The following is a 15,132-nucleotide window of genomic DNA, read 5'->3' as shown; positions in this document are numbered from 1 at the left end:
GAACGGACTACTCAGCAAGGCTGCCCTTTCCGTATTTACTTATCGAACGTTCAACTCAATCATTTTCTCCCCTTCCAGAAACCCCTGCAGTTGGTCGCCCATTTTCACGGGGCCTACGCCGGCCGGGGTCCCGGTGAATATCAAATCGCCCATTTTCAGGGAAATGTATTTCGATACAAAGCTGATGATTTTTGCGAACGGGTGCAGCATCAGGCTGGAATTTCCCGTCTGACGGGTTTCGCCGTTCACTTCCAGATGGAAGTTGATATTGCCCAAATCTGCGATTTCGGCCACGGGCTTGAAGGTTGGGGAAACGGGCGCCGAGCTGTCGAAGGCTTTGGCGAGCTCCCAAGGCAGGCCCTTTTTTTTCAGCTCACTTTGCAGGTCGCGGGCGGTGAAGTCGATGCCCAGGCCCACGCCGTCGAAGTAGCTGTGCGCAAACTGCTCGTCGATGTGCCGACCGTTTTTGCACACGCGCAGCACCAACTCCAGCTCGTGGTGAATGTCCTGCGAAAACTCGGGGATGAAAAAGGGCTGGCCGCGCTGCAGCAGCGCCGTTTCGGGCTTGAGGAAAATGACGGGCGCAGCGGGCACTTCGTTGTGCAGCTCGGCAATGTGGTCGGCATAGTTGCGGCCGATGCAGATAATTTTCATAAAGGGAATCCTGGCAGGAGAGCGGGATGTCAAAACTACGCCCCGACCATGGCTTACGGCAACCGCAGCACTGGTTTTTCCACTCCCAGCCCCGCTGCCAGCGAACATTTACCGAGTCGGCTGCCGTATAGTTAAGGACTGAGGAGCTGGGTTTGGCTCAAAACGTGCTATTGGCACGGGCGGCTACTCGTAGCTCCATCACCCTTTTATTACCATTGCCATGTTTAAGAAACTCACCCTTTGGGCCGGCGTCGCGTTGCTGTCCGCTTGCTCTACGGTGCCCATCACGGGCCGCCGCCAGCTCAGCCTTGTCAGCGATAGCGAAATTAACGCCATGGCCACCACGCAGTACCGCGAAATCATCGCCAAGGGCCCTCTATCGACTAATTCCTCGCAAGTTGCCATGGTTCGCAACGTGGGCCAACGCATCCGAACCGCCGTTGATAGCTACTTCCGGCAGCAAAACGCCGCCGACCAGCTGGCCGGCTACCAGTGGGAGTTCAACCTCATTCAGGACGACAAGCAGCAGAACGCCTGGTGCATGCCCGGCGGCAAAGTGGCCGTGTACACCGGCATTCTGCCCATCACACAGGACGAAAACGGCCTGGCCGTGGTAATGGCCCACGAAGTGGCCCACGCCGTGGCCAAGCACGGCTCCGAGCGTATGAGCCAGGGACTGGTGCAGCAGTTTGGGGGCCAGGCCCTGTCCACGGCCCTCTCCACCAACGCCCCGGGCACGCAGCAACTGGCCCTTCAGGCGTTTGGCGTGGGCTCGCAGCTGGGCTTGCTTCGGTACGGCCGCAATCAGGAAACCGAGGCCGACCACCTCGGCCTGATATTTATGGCCATGGCCGGATACAATCCCGAAAGCGCTATTCCGTTCTGGCAGCGCATGGAAGCCAAAGGCGGAGCCTCTCCGCCCGAGTTCCTGTCCACTCACCCCTCCAGCGGCACTCGCATTGCCAACATCCAACGCGAGTTGCCCGAGGCTCGTAAGTACTACAAGCCGCGCTAGCATTTATAATGGTTAGTGGTTAGCGCCCGGCAGCCAGCCTTCTTTCCTTCTACCCAATATCAGCCCCACCCGTTAGCTAGTCGCTGTTGCTCATGAATTTCATTCCCCGCCTGATTGGATTAGGCCTGCTCAGCTTGCTGGTGTTCCTGGTCATCTCCTGCGATACCGCCCGGCGTACTACCAACGAGTTTGGCAGCCCCAATCCCATTGAAGGCGAAGTAATTGCCAAACCCGAAAGCCGGCAAATCGTGCGGTTCACCGACAGCACGGCGGAGTACACCACTTCGCGCAGCGAATTGGCCACGGCCTTTATCCGGGAGTTTGGCGACGGCACCGTGGTCGATAAAATTCAGGTGCGCAAAGCCCCGGCACGGACCGGCGAACCGGTTAAATACTACCTCATTGGCATGGGGTTGCGCAGCGGCAGCTTCCGCGCCATGGCCCTGCCCCTCGTTAGTGGCGGCGACAACACCTACTACCTCCGTCCCTCGGCCGAGAGCTACATCATCACCAGCGCCGGCTGCACCTCCTGCTTTTTCAACTTTGAAAACAGCCGCATTGTGAGCACCAGCTGCTCCGAGAATTCTCCTGGCAGCCACTGCGACCTAAAAGTTGTTCCGGCCAATACCCTCTTCACCAAACGATGAGCACCTCCGGCAAATGGCTGCTGCGCGCCGCCCTCACCGCCCTGGCGCTGCTGATTACCACCGATACTAATCGGCCGCGCAAACCCGCACCCAAAGCACCAAAAAAGCCCGCTGAATAGCGGGCTTTTTAGTTAGCGCTTTTATTTGTCACCTGTCATGCTGAGCTTGCGAAGCATCTTATCACGGCTAAATAAGTCGTTCGGCAGCAATAAGATGCTTCGCAAGCTCAGTATGACAGAAGAGGTGAGGCCTCAATGCGTTCTTAGCGCAAACTCACGAATTTTTAAACTCAGCATATCCAATTCTACTCGCTCCAGTGGGTGCGGCGTAGCGGCCAGCACCTCGTAGCAGCCCTTCGGCAGCTGAGCCGCCATTACCACTCCCACTTCGTTGCCTGCCGTGTGGTCGGCATCGCCAACTAGCACTTGCACAGGAACCGGAATGCCAGCGAGCGCAGTAGCCGTAAGCGGCGGATTAGCACCCGCAGCCTGCATGAGGGCAGACGTAGCCCGCACCACGTTAACCCAGTCGGCGGGCGTGTGGCGCTGCCGTAGTTGTTCGGCAAAGGCCGGCACCTTCGCCAGCATCTTGTCCGGGTCAAGGAACCGAGTTTCGGCCGCTGCAGATTCAACCGACCAATCGAGTTTGGTGCCCAGCGTGGTGATGCTAGCAAACCGCGCCGGCTCCTGGCTGGCGGCTAGTAGTGCCGCGTAGCCGCCCATGCTGTAGCCGAATACGTGGACTGGTGCTGTTTCATGCTCCTTCAGGAAACCCAGCACCTCAGCGCCGAAATGCGGCAGCGTAAAGGTGTCGGGGCGTACCTCTCCCCCACCGTGCCCGGCGAAGGCAAAGGTTTTGATGGTAAAGTCCGATTGCAGCCGCTCCGCCAGTGGCTGCAGGGTGCTGGGGCTACCCAAGGCCCCGTGTAGCAAGAGCAGCGTGGGCTTGGGCATCAGCCAGTGATTTCGGTGGCCAGGGTGGTTAGGTTCATGCCATCGAACGTGCCCGACGACATTAGCAGCAGGTTAGCGTTGGCCCACTCCTGCTCGCGCAGGAAGGCCGCCAGCTCGGCGCTATCGGTAATCACCTTGATGTCGGGGCGCTGGAAAGCCTCGGCCACGGTGGCCGCGGGCAGCGGCGGCAGACGCTTGTGCTCCAGCACGTGGGGGTTAAAGTACACCACGGCCACATCGGGCGCATCGAAGCAGTGCGCGTACTGCGGCAGAAACGCCGGGTTGAGGCTGCTGAAGGTGTGCAGCTCCAGGCAGGCCACCAGGCGCCGTTGCGGAAACTGCTTTTTCAGGGCCGTGGCCGTAGCTTTGAGCTTGCTGGGCGCGTGGGCAAAGTCCTTGTAGACCACCGACGTGCTGCCCTCCTTCACTAGCTCCAAACGCCGGGCGGCACCGGGGAACGAAGCAATTGCTTTGAAAAAGTCTTTGCCTTTGATGCCGAGCTGCTTGCAGACTTCCTTCGCCGCCGAGATGTTGCGCAGGTTGTGCTCGCCAAATACCTGAATGGCCACTTCCTCGTCCTTCTTATTAAGCAGGAAGGTGCGGCCGTCGCGAATCACGTTCTCGTGCGGCCCGTAGCCGATGTAGGTCACATCGGGGTTGGTGGGCACGGCGATGAGCTGGGTTTGCTCGTCGTCTTTGTCGTAGATGAGCACGCCGGCTTTGGGCGTCATGTCAGCGAAAATGCGGAACTGCTCGCGGTAATTTTCTTCGGTCGGAAACACGTTGATGTGGTCCCAGCTGATGCCGGAAATCACGCCGATGTGGTGCTGGTAGAGGTGGAACTTGGGCCGGCGGTCGACCGGCGACGACAGGTATTCGTCGCCCTCGATGATGATGATGGGGGCGTCGTCGGTGAGTTGCACCATGAGGTCGAACCCGGCCAGCTGGGCGCCCACCGCGAAGTCAAACTTGCGGCCGTGGTAGCGCAGCACGTGCAGGATGCAGGCCGTGATGCTGGTTTTGCCATGCGAGCCGCCGATTACGATGCGCTGCTTGTCGCGGCTGGCTTCATAGATGTACTCGGGGAAGGAATAGATTTTCAGGCCCAACTCCTGGGCCCGGAGCAATTCGGGGTTGTCGGGGCGAGCGTGCATGCCCACAATCACGGCGTCGAGGTCGGGCGTGATGCTGGCGGCGTCCCAGCCTTCCTGGTCGGGCAGCAGGCCGGCCGCGGCAAGACGGCCTTTGGCGGGCTCAAATATTTCGTCGTCGGAGCCCGTGACCTGGGCGCCGCGCCGGTGCAGGGCCAGCGCCAGATTGTGCATGATGCTGCCGCCTACGGCAATCAAATGAATCTTTTCGGAGGGCTCGTTGTGCGTTTCTGGTTCCAAAGCTTGGGAGGAGGTCAGTTGGGATTGTTGGTCGTCAGTTTCCAGTTGATTATTGATGCAGCAACCGACAACTGACAAACACCAACCGACAACGAAAGGAAAGGACCGCGAAAGTACAAACCGTCGGCTGCCGCAGCTCTTCCATAACCAAAAGAATCGATTTCCCATCTATCTTTTTCCCCGCCTCCGGGGTTAGCTTTGTGTAGATAGTGTGCAGCTCGGTTTTAATAGAAAAAAGCTACATACTGATTCCCTGCTGCCCTAATACCCCACGATTCTATGCAAGACCGGATGGACGACCGCCTGAAGCAATCCGCAGCCCGAGCCAAAGCGGCTTTGGCGCCCCGCGGTGCCTCGGGGATGGTCCCCTTCAACTCGGGCGCCGCTGGCAAGCTGCCCCCCCAGGCCCCCGAGCTCGAAATGGCCGTGCTCGGTGCTCTGATGCTGGAAAAGGACGCCCTTACATCGGTTATTGACCTACTCAAGCCCGAGAGCTTTTACAAGGACGCGCACCAGCGGATTTACCGCGCCGTTATCCGGTTGTTCGACAAGTCCGAGCCCATCGACCAGCTCACCGTGGTGCATGAGCTGCGCGAAATGGGCGAGCTCGAAGCCTGCGGCGGCCCCTTCTACGTGGCCAACCTCACGCTGAAAGTGAACTCGGCGGCCAACGTGGAATACCACGCCCGCATCATCACCGAAACCGCCATCAAGCGCGAGCTGATTCGCATTTCGAGTGAGATTCAGAAGGATGCCTTCGAGGACACCACCGACGTTTTTAAGCTCCTTGATGACACCGAATCGGCGCTGTTCGAGGTATCGGAATCGAACATTCGCAAGAACTTCGACGACATGCGCAGCCTGATGGGCAAGGCCATCAAGGAGCTGGAAGAGAAGAAAAACCAAGCCGATGGTCTGACGGGCGTGCCCACCGGCTTCACGGCCCTGGACCGCGTTACGAGTGGTTGGCAACCTTCTGACCTTGTGATTATTGCAGCTCGGCCCGGCATGGGCAAAACGGCTTTCGTAGTCTCGGCTATGCGCAACGCGGCGGTAGACTTTAAGAAAGCCGTGGCCATCTTCTCGCTGGAAATGTCGTCGCTGCAGCTCGTCAATCGTCTGATTTCGGCCGAGGCGGAGCTGGACTCGGAGAAAATCAAGAAGGGCAGCCTCGCCGACCACGAGTGGCAGCAGCTCAACCACAAAATCACGGCCCTTTCGGCCGCGCCCATCTACATCGATGACACGCCGGGCCTGAGCATCCGGGAGCTGCGCACCAAGTGCCGCCGCCTGCGCTCGCAGAAGGACGTGCAGATGATTATCGTCGACTACCTGCAGCTAATGAGTGGCAACACCGACGGCCGCGGCGGCAACCGTGAACAGGAAATTGCCAGCATCTCGCGGGCGCTCAAGGGCATTGCCAAAGAGCTAAACGTGCCCGTGCTGGCGCTGTCGCAGCTCTCGCGCTCGGTGGAAACCCGCGGCGGCGACAAGAAGCCGCAGCTAAGTGACCTTCGCGAATCGGGCTCTATCGAGCAGGATGCCGACATGGTAATCTTCCTCTATCGCCCCGAGTACTACGGCCTCGACCAGGACGCCGAAGGCAACTCAACCCAGGGCGTGGGCGAAGTCATCATTGCCAAGCACCGAAACGGCTCGCTGGAAACTGTGCAGCTGAAGTTTATTGGCAAGTACACCAAGTTCGCTGACCTCGACGGGGTGGGCGGCTTCGACACCAGCGGGTATCAGCCCATGGGCCTGCCCGCCAGCAACTTCGATTCGGAGCCGAGCAGCTTCACTCCAAACACCATTCGTTTGGGCTCGAAAATTAACGAATCACCGGTGCCGTTCCCAAAAGGGAATATGAACAAGCACGAAGACCCGCCCTTCTAGGGCAATGGGGCCGTTAGAACGACCAACTCCCCTCCTTTTTTAAGGAGGGGATGTTCGAGCCGTAGGCTCGGACGGGGGTGGTGGCACTCGTTGCACCGAAGGTCGGCGTAGCCAACGACACCCGAACGATACTACTGCGAGTCGTCCGGCCATCGTTCAACGAGCGCAACCACCCCAATTTTCGCTGCGCGAAAATGTCCCCTCCTTAAAAAAGGAGGGGAGTTTTTTTCTCCCACTTTCTCACACTGCATTACTGTATGCAAAAGCTTCTATTGATTTTGGCTGGCCTGGCGGGCGCATCGCCCTTGCTGGCACAACAAGCCCCCAAAAAGCCCCTCGACCACACGGTGTACGACCAGTGGCAGAGTGTTACCAATCAGAAGATTAGCAACAACGGCAAGTACGTGCTGTTTCAGGTGCAGCCCCAGCAGGGCGATGGCACGCTGTACCTCAAAACGCCGGAGAATAAGACGCTGAGAACCATCAGCCGCGGCGACTCGGCCTTGTTTTCGGCGGACTCTAAGTTTGTGGTATTCCGGATTAAGCCGTTGTACCAGGACGTTCGGCAGGCAAAAATCAAGAAGAAAAAGCCCGAACAGATGCCCAAGGATTCGCTGGGCATTTATTCGTTTGAGACCGGCAAGCTGACCAAGTACGCCGACGTCAAATCATACAAATTGGCAGAAGAAGCCTCTGTTCTGGCTTTTCTGGAAGTGAAAGCGCCGGTGAAGGAAGCGGCCAAAAAGGCGCCGGCCGACACGCTCAAGAAAATCACCGACCAGCTGCTGGAAACCAAGAAGGAAGGTGCGACCCTCACAGTCGTGAACCTGCCCACGGGCAAGGTCAGCCAGTTTGAGGCGGTAACCGATTATCAGATAAGCAAGCCGGGCAACAAGGTGGCTTTTGCGGTTTCGGCGCCGAAGGGCAGCAAAGACGTGCAATCCGGGCTTTTTGTGCAAGATGTGGTTTCGGGGAAATCGAAGCGGGTGAGCATTGGTAAGGGCGTGTACAAGAACCTGGCTTTCGACGATGCCGGCAAGCAGCTGGCCTTCACAGCTGAGAAGCATCCGGAGAAGGCCCTGGAGAAGCCTTTCACGCTCTACTACTTCAACTTCAGCGGCGATAGCGCTGCGGCTATTGTGCAGCCCGGCGGCAAGGCGCTGAAAACGGGCTGGGCGCCGAGCGGCTTTGGCAAAGTAATGTTTAGTGAAAACGGCGAGAAGCTGTTCTTCGGCACTGCTCCCAACCCCATCCCGCAGGATACCACGCTGGTCGAGTTTGAGCACGCAAAGCTGGACATCTGGAACTACAAGGACGACTACCTGCAGCCTATGCAGCTGAAGAACCTAAAGAAGGACCTGCAGCGCAACTACCTGGCAGTTATCTACCCCAAGCAGGGGAACAAGTTTGTTCAGCTCGAAGACGAGTACCTGCGCGATTCGTACCTGGCCGAGGTTAAGAACGCCGAGTACGTGCTGGCGGTGACCGACACGGCCAAGCGCATTTCGCTGCAGTGGGAAGGCGCCACCCGCAAGCAGGCCTACCTGGTTTCGACCAAGACCGGGGCGCGCATTGCCGTAAACCCGCGGGCCAACAAAAGCCGGTTCGAGCTGTCGCCCCAGGGCAAGTATGCCATTTGGTACGACTTTGACGCTAAGAACTGGTTTTCCTTCTCGGCCGCCACGCGCAAGACCACCAACCTGACGGCCAAAACAGGCGTTTCCTTTACCGACGAAGAAAACGACTCGCCCACCGAGCCGGACCCCTACGGCGTTGCCGCCTGGAGCAAGGACGACGCCGCAGTGCTGCTCTTTGACCGCTACGACATCTGGAAAATTGACCCCAGCACCGGCGCTGCTACAAACTTCACCAATGGCTTGGGGCGGAAAAACAAAATGCGCTTCCGCTACCGCCTGCCGGAGGACAAACAGAAGTTTATCGACCCTAAAGACGACCTGTGGCTGCAGGTGCAGGAGGACGACAGCAAGCAGTGGGGCTACTACCGGAAAAGCCTCGCCAGCACCAAAGCACCCGAGCGCGTGGTGCTGGCCCCGCAGGGGTACTCGACGCTTACCAAAGCCCGCAATGCCGACACTTTCCTGTATACCAAAACCAGCGTAAGCCAGCCGGCCGACGTGTACGTGAGCCGCGACCTGAAAAAGGAAACCCAGCTCAGCAGCATCAACCCGCAGCAAAAGGACTACAACTGGTTTACGGCTGAGCTGGTACACTGGACCACGCCCAAAGGGTTTAAGGCCACCGGCATCCTGTACAAGCCCGAGAACTTTGACCCCGCCAAGAAGTACCCGATGGTGGCGTATTTCTATGAGAAACTGTCGGAAGGACTGTACAAATACCAGGCCCCCGCTCCTACCCCGTCGCGGCTGGACATTACCATGTTTGCCAGCAACGGCTACCTCGTGTTCACGCCCGACATCAGCTACACCATTGGCGAGCCGGGCCCTTCGGCGATGGAGTTTATTGACTCGGGCGTGGAAGCGCTGACCAAAAATAGCTGGGTCGACGCCACGCGCCTCGGCCTGCAGGGCCAGAGCTGGGGCGGCTACCAGGTGGCCTACCTCATCACCCAAACCAACCGCTACGCAGCTGCCTGGGCCGGTGCCCCGGTTGTGAACATGACATCGGCCTACGGGGGCATCCGCTGGGAGTCGGGCATGAGCCGGCAGTTCCAGTACGAGCACACGCAAAGCCGCATCGGCGGCACCTTGTGGGAAAAGCAGGACTTGTATATCCGCAACTCGCCGCTGTTTCACCTACCCAAGGTGCAAACGCCGGTGGTCATCATGTCGAACGATGCCGACGGCGCCGTGCCGTGGTACCAAGGCATCGAGATGTTTACCGACCTGCGGCGCCTGAACAAGCCCGTGTGGCTGCTACAGTACAACGGCGAGGCCCATAACCTGGTGAAGCGCGAAAACCGCAAAGACATTTCAGTGCGCGAGCTGCAGTTTTTCGACCACTACCTGAAGGGAGCGCCAGCACCAGCCTGGATGGTGAAAGGCGTACCGGCTGTAGACAAAGGCCGCGACTGGGGCCTGCAGGTTTCTCAGCAATAATCACTTTGAGCCTATCCAGCTAGGTTGAGACAAGAACAGTCATGCTGAGCTTGTCGAAGCATCTCGCTCGCTTCGTTGAACCTCACCCCCGACCCCTCTCCCGCGGAGAGGGGAGCCTAACGCAAGGGCAAAACCGGTGCCCCCTCTCCCGCGGAGAGGGACCGTGCCTGACAAGGGTCAGGTTCCCCGCGGGCGAGATACTTCGGCAAGCTCAGCATGACCAACTTCTTGAACAGGGTATAATACATGCCAGCAGCGGGCTTACTTTTGAGCTTTTGCAGCCCACCCGCTGGCTTTTCGTGATTCATGACGCTTGCCCTGCTTTTATTGTGCCTGTTCGCTTTTCTGGCAGGTTTTATTGATTCGATTGTCGGCGGGGGCGGCCTGATTCAGCTGCCGGCTATGCTCATTTTGCTACCGGGCGTGCCGGTGCCCACGGTGTTTGGCACGGGCAAAGTATCGAGCCTGGCGGGCACGCTGGCTGCACTGCGCCGCTACCTAAGCGGGCCCGAAAAGCTGGAGGTGCGCTGGCGCACGGTGGCCATTACGGCGCTGGTGGCGGGGGTATTTGCGCTGCTGGGCTCGCGGGCCGTGAGCATGCTGCACAAAGAAGCTGTGCGACCACTGGTGCTGGGGCTGCTGGTGGTGATGGCCATTTACACCTTTTGGCGCAAGGATTTTGGCAGCTTGCACGCGCCCCGGCTCAAGGGCAGCCGCGAGGTGATAACCGGCGTGGTGCTGGGCGCAGCTATTGGGTTCTACGACGGTTTTTTTGGGCCGGGCACGGGCAGCTTGCTGCTGTTTGCGTTCGTGGGGCTATTTGGCTACGACTTTATTGCCTCCTCGGCCTCAGCTAAGCTGGTGAACGTGGCGACTAACCTAGCCAGCTTGTTCTATTTCGCCAGCACGGGGCAGGTGCTTTATAAGGTGGCGTTGCCCATGGCGGCCTGCAATATATTGGGCTCTACGCTGGGTGCCCGCATGGCGCAGCGGCACGGCACGGGCTTCGTGCGGGTGCTGTTTCTGACGGTGGTGAGCGCGTTTATCTGCAAAATTGGGTGGGACACTTTCGCTTAGTCTGAATTTACGGACGTCTAACAAAACGCCTGTCATGCTGAGCTTGCGAAGCATCTGCTCTCCGCCGCACGATTAGTTCTGACGTGATACGATGCTTCGCAAGCTCAGCATGACAGGCGTTTTATGATTGAAGTGCCTTACCTCTACAGTTACACCGTCTGCAGTTGGCGCATCTTCTTGCGGTTTTTGCGACGCCGGCTCAGCCACATGATGGTGCCCGTGACCGGGAAAGTGGCACCGAGCAGGCTTATTATCAAGGCCAGCGTTTTGGTGGGCCAGCCGAATATAGCCCCTGTGTGTACGGGCTTGAACAACCCACGAATGCGGTGTCCCACCGGCCGCTGCTCATACGTTTGCCCGCTGATTACCTGACCAGAATATTGGTCGAGAAACACTTCGTTGGTTGCGTTTTCAGCAATGGCGCCGGCGGGCAAAATGGCTACTTTGATGCTGCCATCGGCCTCCTTGGGCAGTTGCACTGAGTAAGAAATAGCACCGGGGGCCTGCTGACGAGCCAAGGCCAAAACCGCATCGGGGGCAAAGGGAGCAGCACCGGCTACCGCAGGGGCAGCCGAGACCGGTGGCTCGGGTCGCTTTAGGGGGGAGTTGGTGAGTTGGTTGATGCCCTGGCTCACCCAGTCGAATGACATGCCCACGCCGGTGATGGCCAATACAAATAGAAACAGTGAAGCGTAGAAACCCAGCACTACGTGAAAGTCGTGGTTGAGGCGCTTCCAGCTGCTGCCCCACTTCACTTGCAGCCGCTGCGTAAGCGACTTGCGGGCGGCCGGCCACCACAGCACTAGGCCCGTACCCAGAATAAACAGAAATATCGAGGAGCTAATGCCCATAACCAGCTTGCCGATTTTGCCAGCTACCAGGCCGCGGTGCAGTTGCTCCACGGTATGGAAGAAGGTGTCGCGGGGGTTGATTTCGCCCACGATAGCTGCCGTGTAGGGGTTCACGTAGAGGCGCGGGCCTCCCCCATCGCCTTTACCCCTGCCCGGGCCTTCTGCTTTGCCGGCGGGCTTTTCGGCTGGGCGCTCGGCACCCCGGCCTTCCTGCTTGGCTTCGGTTGGGATGGAGCCCTTTTCTGGTCCGTTTGGCCCACCGGCTAGGCTTATTTCCACAGTGCGGGTGGGGTCGGCGTAGACTTTGAAGCTGGCGATTTTGGCCTTGGGCTTTTGGGCGCGCACGGCATCGGCCAAGCGCGCCAGTGGCAGGGGCGCCGTGGGGGCGGGCGCCACGAAGTACCGCTCCGAATACCAGGTCTGTTCTATCTCCTTCTCAAAAGCCAGGATGCAGCCGGTGAGGCAGACGAAAACGATGACTAATCCTGAAACTAGGCCGAGGTAGAGGTGGAGGTCCCGTATCACGGATTTAATCGGGCTCATGGGATTTCGCGATTTGTTGGTTTGGGGCAGGTGTTGGGCCGTCAGAACATCTTGCGTCTGGTTGGGCGCGCCGTTTGGGTTCTGTTCTGACCATCGTTCAAGAAGGAGAAGCAACGATGCTTCTTCACGCCGTTCTGACGGCCTTTTCGCTCACGCAAACAGCTAATTACAGCTTGTAGCCCACACAGTAGCCGGTTATGCTAGCACTCAGGCCTTGTTGGAGGTTGGTTTTGCTGAATGCATAGCTGAAGTTATAGAGCGAGCTCAGGCCAGCGGGGTGCGCTGGGTTGTGACGCAGGCGGCTGCCGGCTTCGAAGGTGGTAGCAGGAATAACTGCGCAAATCCTCACGGACTTCTTATGAACTATTTTAATTGTATTACAAAGGTGGATGTTATTTAGAATGATTCCAAATAAAAACTTTGTCTTTATAAAGCTGCACTACTCTCTGTTTTCACAGCATGCTCAATTGGGTTTCATACAAAACTGAAAGAAAAAGCCCAGCATCTCAGCTGGGCTTTTTTCCAAAATCTAATAGCCCATTTTGGCTAGGCTCAACACTTCTACCAAGCAGATTGAGCTGAGCCAACGGAACCAGTCGCGTCAGAGCTTCACTCCTACCGTGAGGAAGTAGCTGCGCCCATCCGAAGGCAGGATGCCAGGCCCCGGATAACCAGTAGCGCGACGCGTGAAATAGCGCGCATCGGCCAGGTTGTTCACGCTGCCTTCCAGCTTGAGCCAGCGGTGCTCCCACGACACGGAAGCGTCGAGAATTTGGTAGGCCGGAATGGGACCGACTACGGGCGTTGATATGGCGCCTTGTTTTTTGCCAACGTTCGTGGCATCGGAAAACTGCCGCGATAAGTACAAGTACTGTAGGGAAGCTTTGAAAGGACCGTAGCCTGCCCGAGTGCCCAGCTTGAGGTTCACATCAGGCACAAATTCGACCCTGCTACCCTCTACACCCGTGAGTTGACTCTTAAGATAACGCCCTCGAATCAGGGCTACGTTGCCAAAAGCGGATAATTGCCAGCGGCCCGCCTCGGTAGATTCCTGGTTCAGGAACTCTACTTCCCCGTAAGATTCGACCCCGACAATGAAGGCACGGCCAATGTTAGTGCGGCGGCGGAAAATGCGGTCCAAAGCGTCGAACTCCGTGATTTCGCCAATGCGATTGTTGTAGTTAAGCGCAAACACGCTCACGTCGTACGTGAGAAAACCTGCTTTCTCGCCGCGCACGCCCACATCGAAAGAGTAGCCACGCTCGTCTTGCAGGTTGGGGTCAATAACGGCCGAGGGATTGACAATCTGCATGTCGCTGAACGTAATGGAACGGTAATTCTGCGAGATGTTGGAGTAGATTTCCACTTGCTCTTTCGGCTTATAGCTCACACCAATGCCGCCCAGCAACAAGCCCCGGCCGCTTGTGCGCGCCTCGTTCTGCTGTCTGATTTGAATGATGTTGCCGGCCCGGTCCCGGTCAATGATATTGAGCACTCCGTTGGCTTGGGTGCGGATGTACTCGTAGCGAAAGCCTGGCGTGACCGATAGTTTATCGGTCAGGTACAGAATGTTCTCGACGAAGAAGGCGACGTTGTGGTTAGGAAAACGGTAGTCCGAACTGCCGAGGGCTCCAGAAACCTCATTTTCGGGCGACACGAACCGGAAATCGGCCCCGCGGCCCGTGGGGCCGAACCCCTGGGTGCTGTGGGTGGTGCCCCGGTAATAGCGCGTGCCCAAAAGCACAACGGCGTCTTTGCCCGCAACCTGATAGCGGTTGAGGTAGCGGGCTTCGAGGCCGTAGTTGCGAAAATCGCCGCTGATGAGGTCACGGCTGTTGGCTTCATCATCGGGGCGGGTTACATCGTTGGGCCGGAAGCCCAGCGACTTGCGCGACGCCACCAAGCCAAAGGCAATGAGGTTGATATTGGAGCGGGCGTTTAGTTTCCAGTCGGCGTTGGCATTGAACAGATTCCAATTGACATCGAACCAGTTGCGCTCGCGGTTCGACTGCCGGGGGTTCCGTAAAAACTGGGCGTCGCTGAGGCCACCGGGCTGCTGGGCCAGGTAGTCCATGTGGGTCACCTGCAGGCCCACTTTCACGTTTTCGGTGGCCTGGTAGCGCACGTCGGCATAGGCAGTTTTGCTCTCGAAATTGGAGTTGGGCCGCCAGCCGTTGCCACGCTTGTATTGCACGAAAGTGTAGTAGCTGAGCTTGCCCACCGTGCCGCCTACACTGTTGAAAGAGTTGAAGAAACCAAAGGAGCCCACCGTTTGGCGCGAGGTTATGGCCGCTTTGCGGTCGGGGTCGGGGCCGCGCATCTCGAAGTTGAGCAGGCCGCCAAACTGGGTGCCGTATTGCAGCGACGCCGCGCCCCGCACCAATTGAATGCGCTTCACAGCCTCGGTAGGCGGCGTATAGTAGCTTTCAGGGTAGCCCAGGGCATCGGCGGAAATGTCGTAGCCGTTCTGCCGGACGTTGAAGTTGCTGGTGCGGTTGGGGTCGAGGCCCCGGCCGCCGATGCTCAGCTGCAGGCCGCCGCCGTCGTTTTCCCAAATGTTGAGGCCCGGCACGCGGGCGTATACCTGGCGGGCATTGTTGGTGGCAAGGTTGGCCACCAGGTTTTCGGGCACGATGACCTCCGACTTTTTAGCGGCGAAAATGGCCGTGCCTTCCACCTCGCGCAGTCGCGTTTGGCCGAAGGTGGTTTGGGGTGCGGCCACCACTACTTCGCCCAGGGTGCGGTCGCGGCTGGTGAGCTCGAAAAGGAAGCCGTCGGCGGGCAGACTCACGGCAATTTTGTAAGGCTGGTAGCCCAGGGCCGACACCTGCACCTGCTGCAATCCGGAAGCCAAGCCCCCAAACACAAACCGGCCGGTGCTGTCGGTGAGCACGGCGCGGGCGGCGCTGCTCACGTACACTTCGGCACCCACCACGGGCTGGCCCGTGCCGGCGGCCAGCACGCGGCCACGCAGTGTTTCCTGCGCCCGAACCTCTGCCACACTAAGTAGCAGGGCCGCGAAAAGCAGCAT

12 protein-coding genes are annotated in these 15,132 nt (G+C 58.6%); 6 read left to right on the top strand and 6 right to left on the bottom strand.

From position 1 onward, the window contains the following. Positions 1-39 precede the first annotated feature (39 nt). A complete protein-coding gene (locus BMZ66_RS13185; RefSeq protein ID WP_092673936.1) occupies positions 40-654 on the bottom strand; it encodes a fumarylacetoacetate hydrolase family protein in 615 nt (204 codons plus the stop codon). Between the two features lie 220 nt (positions 655-874). Between BMZ66_RS13185 and BMZ66_RS13180 the strand changes: the two genes are divergently transcribed. The 3 genes from BMZ66_RS13180 (at position 875) to BMZ66_RS26260 (ending at position 2,435) form a co-directional block, all read left to right on the top strand. After that, on the top strand, positions 875-1,669 hold the full coding sequence (locus tag BMZ66_RS13180) for a M48 family metallopeptidase (protein ID WP_092673933.1): 795 nt from the start codon (positions 875-877) through the stop codon (positions 1,667-1,669). Between the two features lie 92 nt (positions 1,670-1,761). Further along, positions 1,762-2,316 carry a hypothetical protein gene (locus tag BMZ66_RS13175; RefSeq protein ID WP_092673930.1) on the top strand — a complete coding sequence of 185 codons (555 nt, stop codon included), beginning with the start codon at positions 1,762-1,764 and terminating at the stop codon, positions 2,314-2,316. Next, positions 2,313-2,435 carry a hypothetical protein gene (locus tag BMZ66_RS26260; RefSeq protein ID WP_262507579.1) on the top strand — a complete coding sequence of 41 codons (123 nt, stop codon included), beginning with the start codon at positions 2,313-2,315 and terminating at the stop codon, positions 2,433-2,435. Before BMZ66_RS13175 ends, BMZ66_RS26260 begins: the two co-directional genes overlap by 4 nt. A 132-nt stretch (positions 2,436-2,567) precedes the next feature. Here the strand turns inward: BMZ66_RS26260 and BMZ66_RS13170 are convergent, their stop codons facing one another. Both BMZ66_RS13170 and BMZ66_RS13165 read right to left on the bottom strand, forming a co-directional pair. Next, positions 2,568-3,269 (bottom strand): alpha/beta fold hydrolase, encoded by a 702-nt coding sequence (locus BMZ66_RS13170; protein WP_092673927.1) that lies wholly within the window; start codon positions 3,267-3,269, stop codon positions 2,568-2,570. After that, positions 3,269-4,660 carry a UDP-N-acetylmuramate--L-alanine ligase gene (locus BMZ66_RS13165; RefSeq protein WP_262507578.1) on the bottom strand — a complete coding sequence of 464 codons (1,392 nt, stop codon included), beginning with the start codon at positions 4,658-4,660 and terminating at the stop codon, positions 3,269-3,271. The genes BMZ66_RS13170 and BMZ66_RS13165 overlap by 1 nt, the downstream gene beginning before the upstream one ends. Positions 4,661-5,020: 360 nt before the next feature. Here BMZ66_RS13165 and dnaB point away from each other — a divergent pair, with 360 nt between their 5' ends. From dnaB to BMZ66_RS13150, 3 genes are all read left to right on the top strand, one after another. Then, on the top strand, positions 5,021-6,553 hold the full coding sequence (gene dnaB, locus BMZ66_RS13160; RefSeq protein WP_177204731.1) for a replicative DNA helicase: 1,533 nt from the start codon (positions 5,021-5,023) through the stop codon (positions 6,551-6,553). 257 nt (positions 6,554-6,810) lie between these two features. Continuing rightward, on the top strand, positions 6,811-9,630 hold the full coding sequence (locus tag BMZ66_RS13155) for a S9 family peptidase (RefSeq protein ID WP_092673921.1): 2,820 nt from the start codon (positions 6,811-6,813) through the stop codon (positions 9,628-9,630). Between the two features lie 306 nt (positions 9,631-9,936). Beyond that, the gene (locus BMZ66_RS13150) at positions 9,937-10,707 is read left to right on the top strand and encodes a sulfite exporter TauE/SafE family protein (protein ID WP_092673919.1); all 771 of its coding nucleotides are present in this window, start codon (positions 9,937-9,939) and stop codon (positions 10,705-10,707) included. Between the two features lie 149 nt (positions 10,708-10,856). On the opposite strand, the gene BMZ66_RS13145 is transcribed toward BMZ66_RS13150, so the two are convergent. From BMZ66_RS13145 to BMZ66_RS13135, 3 genes are all read right to left on the bottom strand, one after another. Next, positions 10,857-12,101, bottom strand: a complete 1,245-nt coding sequence (locus BMZ66_RS13145) for a PepSY-associated TM helix domain-containing protein (protein WP_092673916.1) — start codon at positions 12,099-12,101, stop codon at positions 10,857-10,859. A 166-nt stretch (positions 12,102-12,267) separates the two neighbouring features. Next, complete coding sequence (locus BMZ66_RS13140; protein ID WP_092673913.1) at positions 12,268-12,450, bottom strand: hypothetical protein; 183 nt, start codon at positions 12,448-12,450, stop codon at positions 12,268-12,270. Between the two features lie 252 nt (positions 12,451-12,702). Then, positions 12,703-15,132, bottom strand: coding sequence for a TonB-dependent receptor (locus BMZ66_RS13135; protein ID WP_234795085.1), 2,430 nt, complete (start codon positions 15,130-15,132; stop codon positions 12,703-12,705).

Source organism: Hymenobacter arizonensis (genome assembly GCF_900115775.1).
Taxonomy (GTDB): domain Bacteria; phylum Bacteroidota; class Bacteroidia; order Cytophagales; family Hymenobacteraceae; genus Hymenobacter; species Hymenobacter arizonensis.
Note: the sequence above shows the minus strand (reverse complement) of the source record. Positions and strands in the feature narration are given on the sequence as shown.

Coding starts and splice junctions, on each gene's coding strand:
- BMZ66_RS13155 (WP_092673921.1), top strand. CDS start 6,811: ATGCAAAAGCTTCTATTGATTTTGGCTGGCCTGGCGGGCGCATCGCCC.
- BMZ66_RS13150 (WP_092673919.1), top strand. CDS start 9,937: ATGACGCTTGCCCTGCTTTTATTGTGCCTGTTCGCTTTTCTGGCAGGT.
- BMZ66_RS13135 (WP_234795085.1), bottom strand. CDS start 15,132: ATGCTGCTTTTCGCGGCCCTGCTACTTAGTGTGGCAGAGGTTCGGGCG.
- BMZ66_RS13170 (WP_092673927.1), bottom strand. CDS start 3,269: ATGCCCAAGCCCACGCTGCTCTTGCTACACGGGGCCTTGGGTAGCCCC.
- BMZ66_RS13185 (WP_092673936.1), bottom strand. CDS start 654: ATGAAAATTATCTGCATCGGCCGCAACTATGCCGACCACATTGCCGAG.
- dnaB (WP_177204731.1), top strand. CDS start 5,021: ATGGTCCCCTTCAACTCGGGCGCCGCTGGCAAGCTGCCCCCCCAGGCC.
- BMZ66_RS13145 (WP_092673916.1), bottom strand. CDS start 12,101: ATGAGCCCGATTAAATCCGTGATACGGGACCTCCACCTCTACCTCGGC.
- BMZ66_RS13175 (WP_092673930.1), top strand. CDS start 1,762: ATGAATTTCATTCCCCGCCTGATTGGATTAGGCCTGCTCAGCTTGCTG.
- BMZ66_RS26260 (WP_262507579.1), top strand. CDS start 2,313: ATGAGCACCTCCGGCAAATGGCTGCTGCGCGCCGCCCTCACCGCCCTG.
- BMZ66_RS13180 (WP_092673933.1), top strand. CDS start 875: ATGTTTAAGAAACTCACCCTTTGGGCCGGCGTCGCGTTGCTGTCCGCT.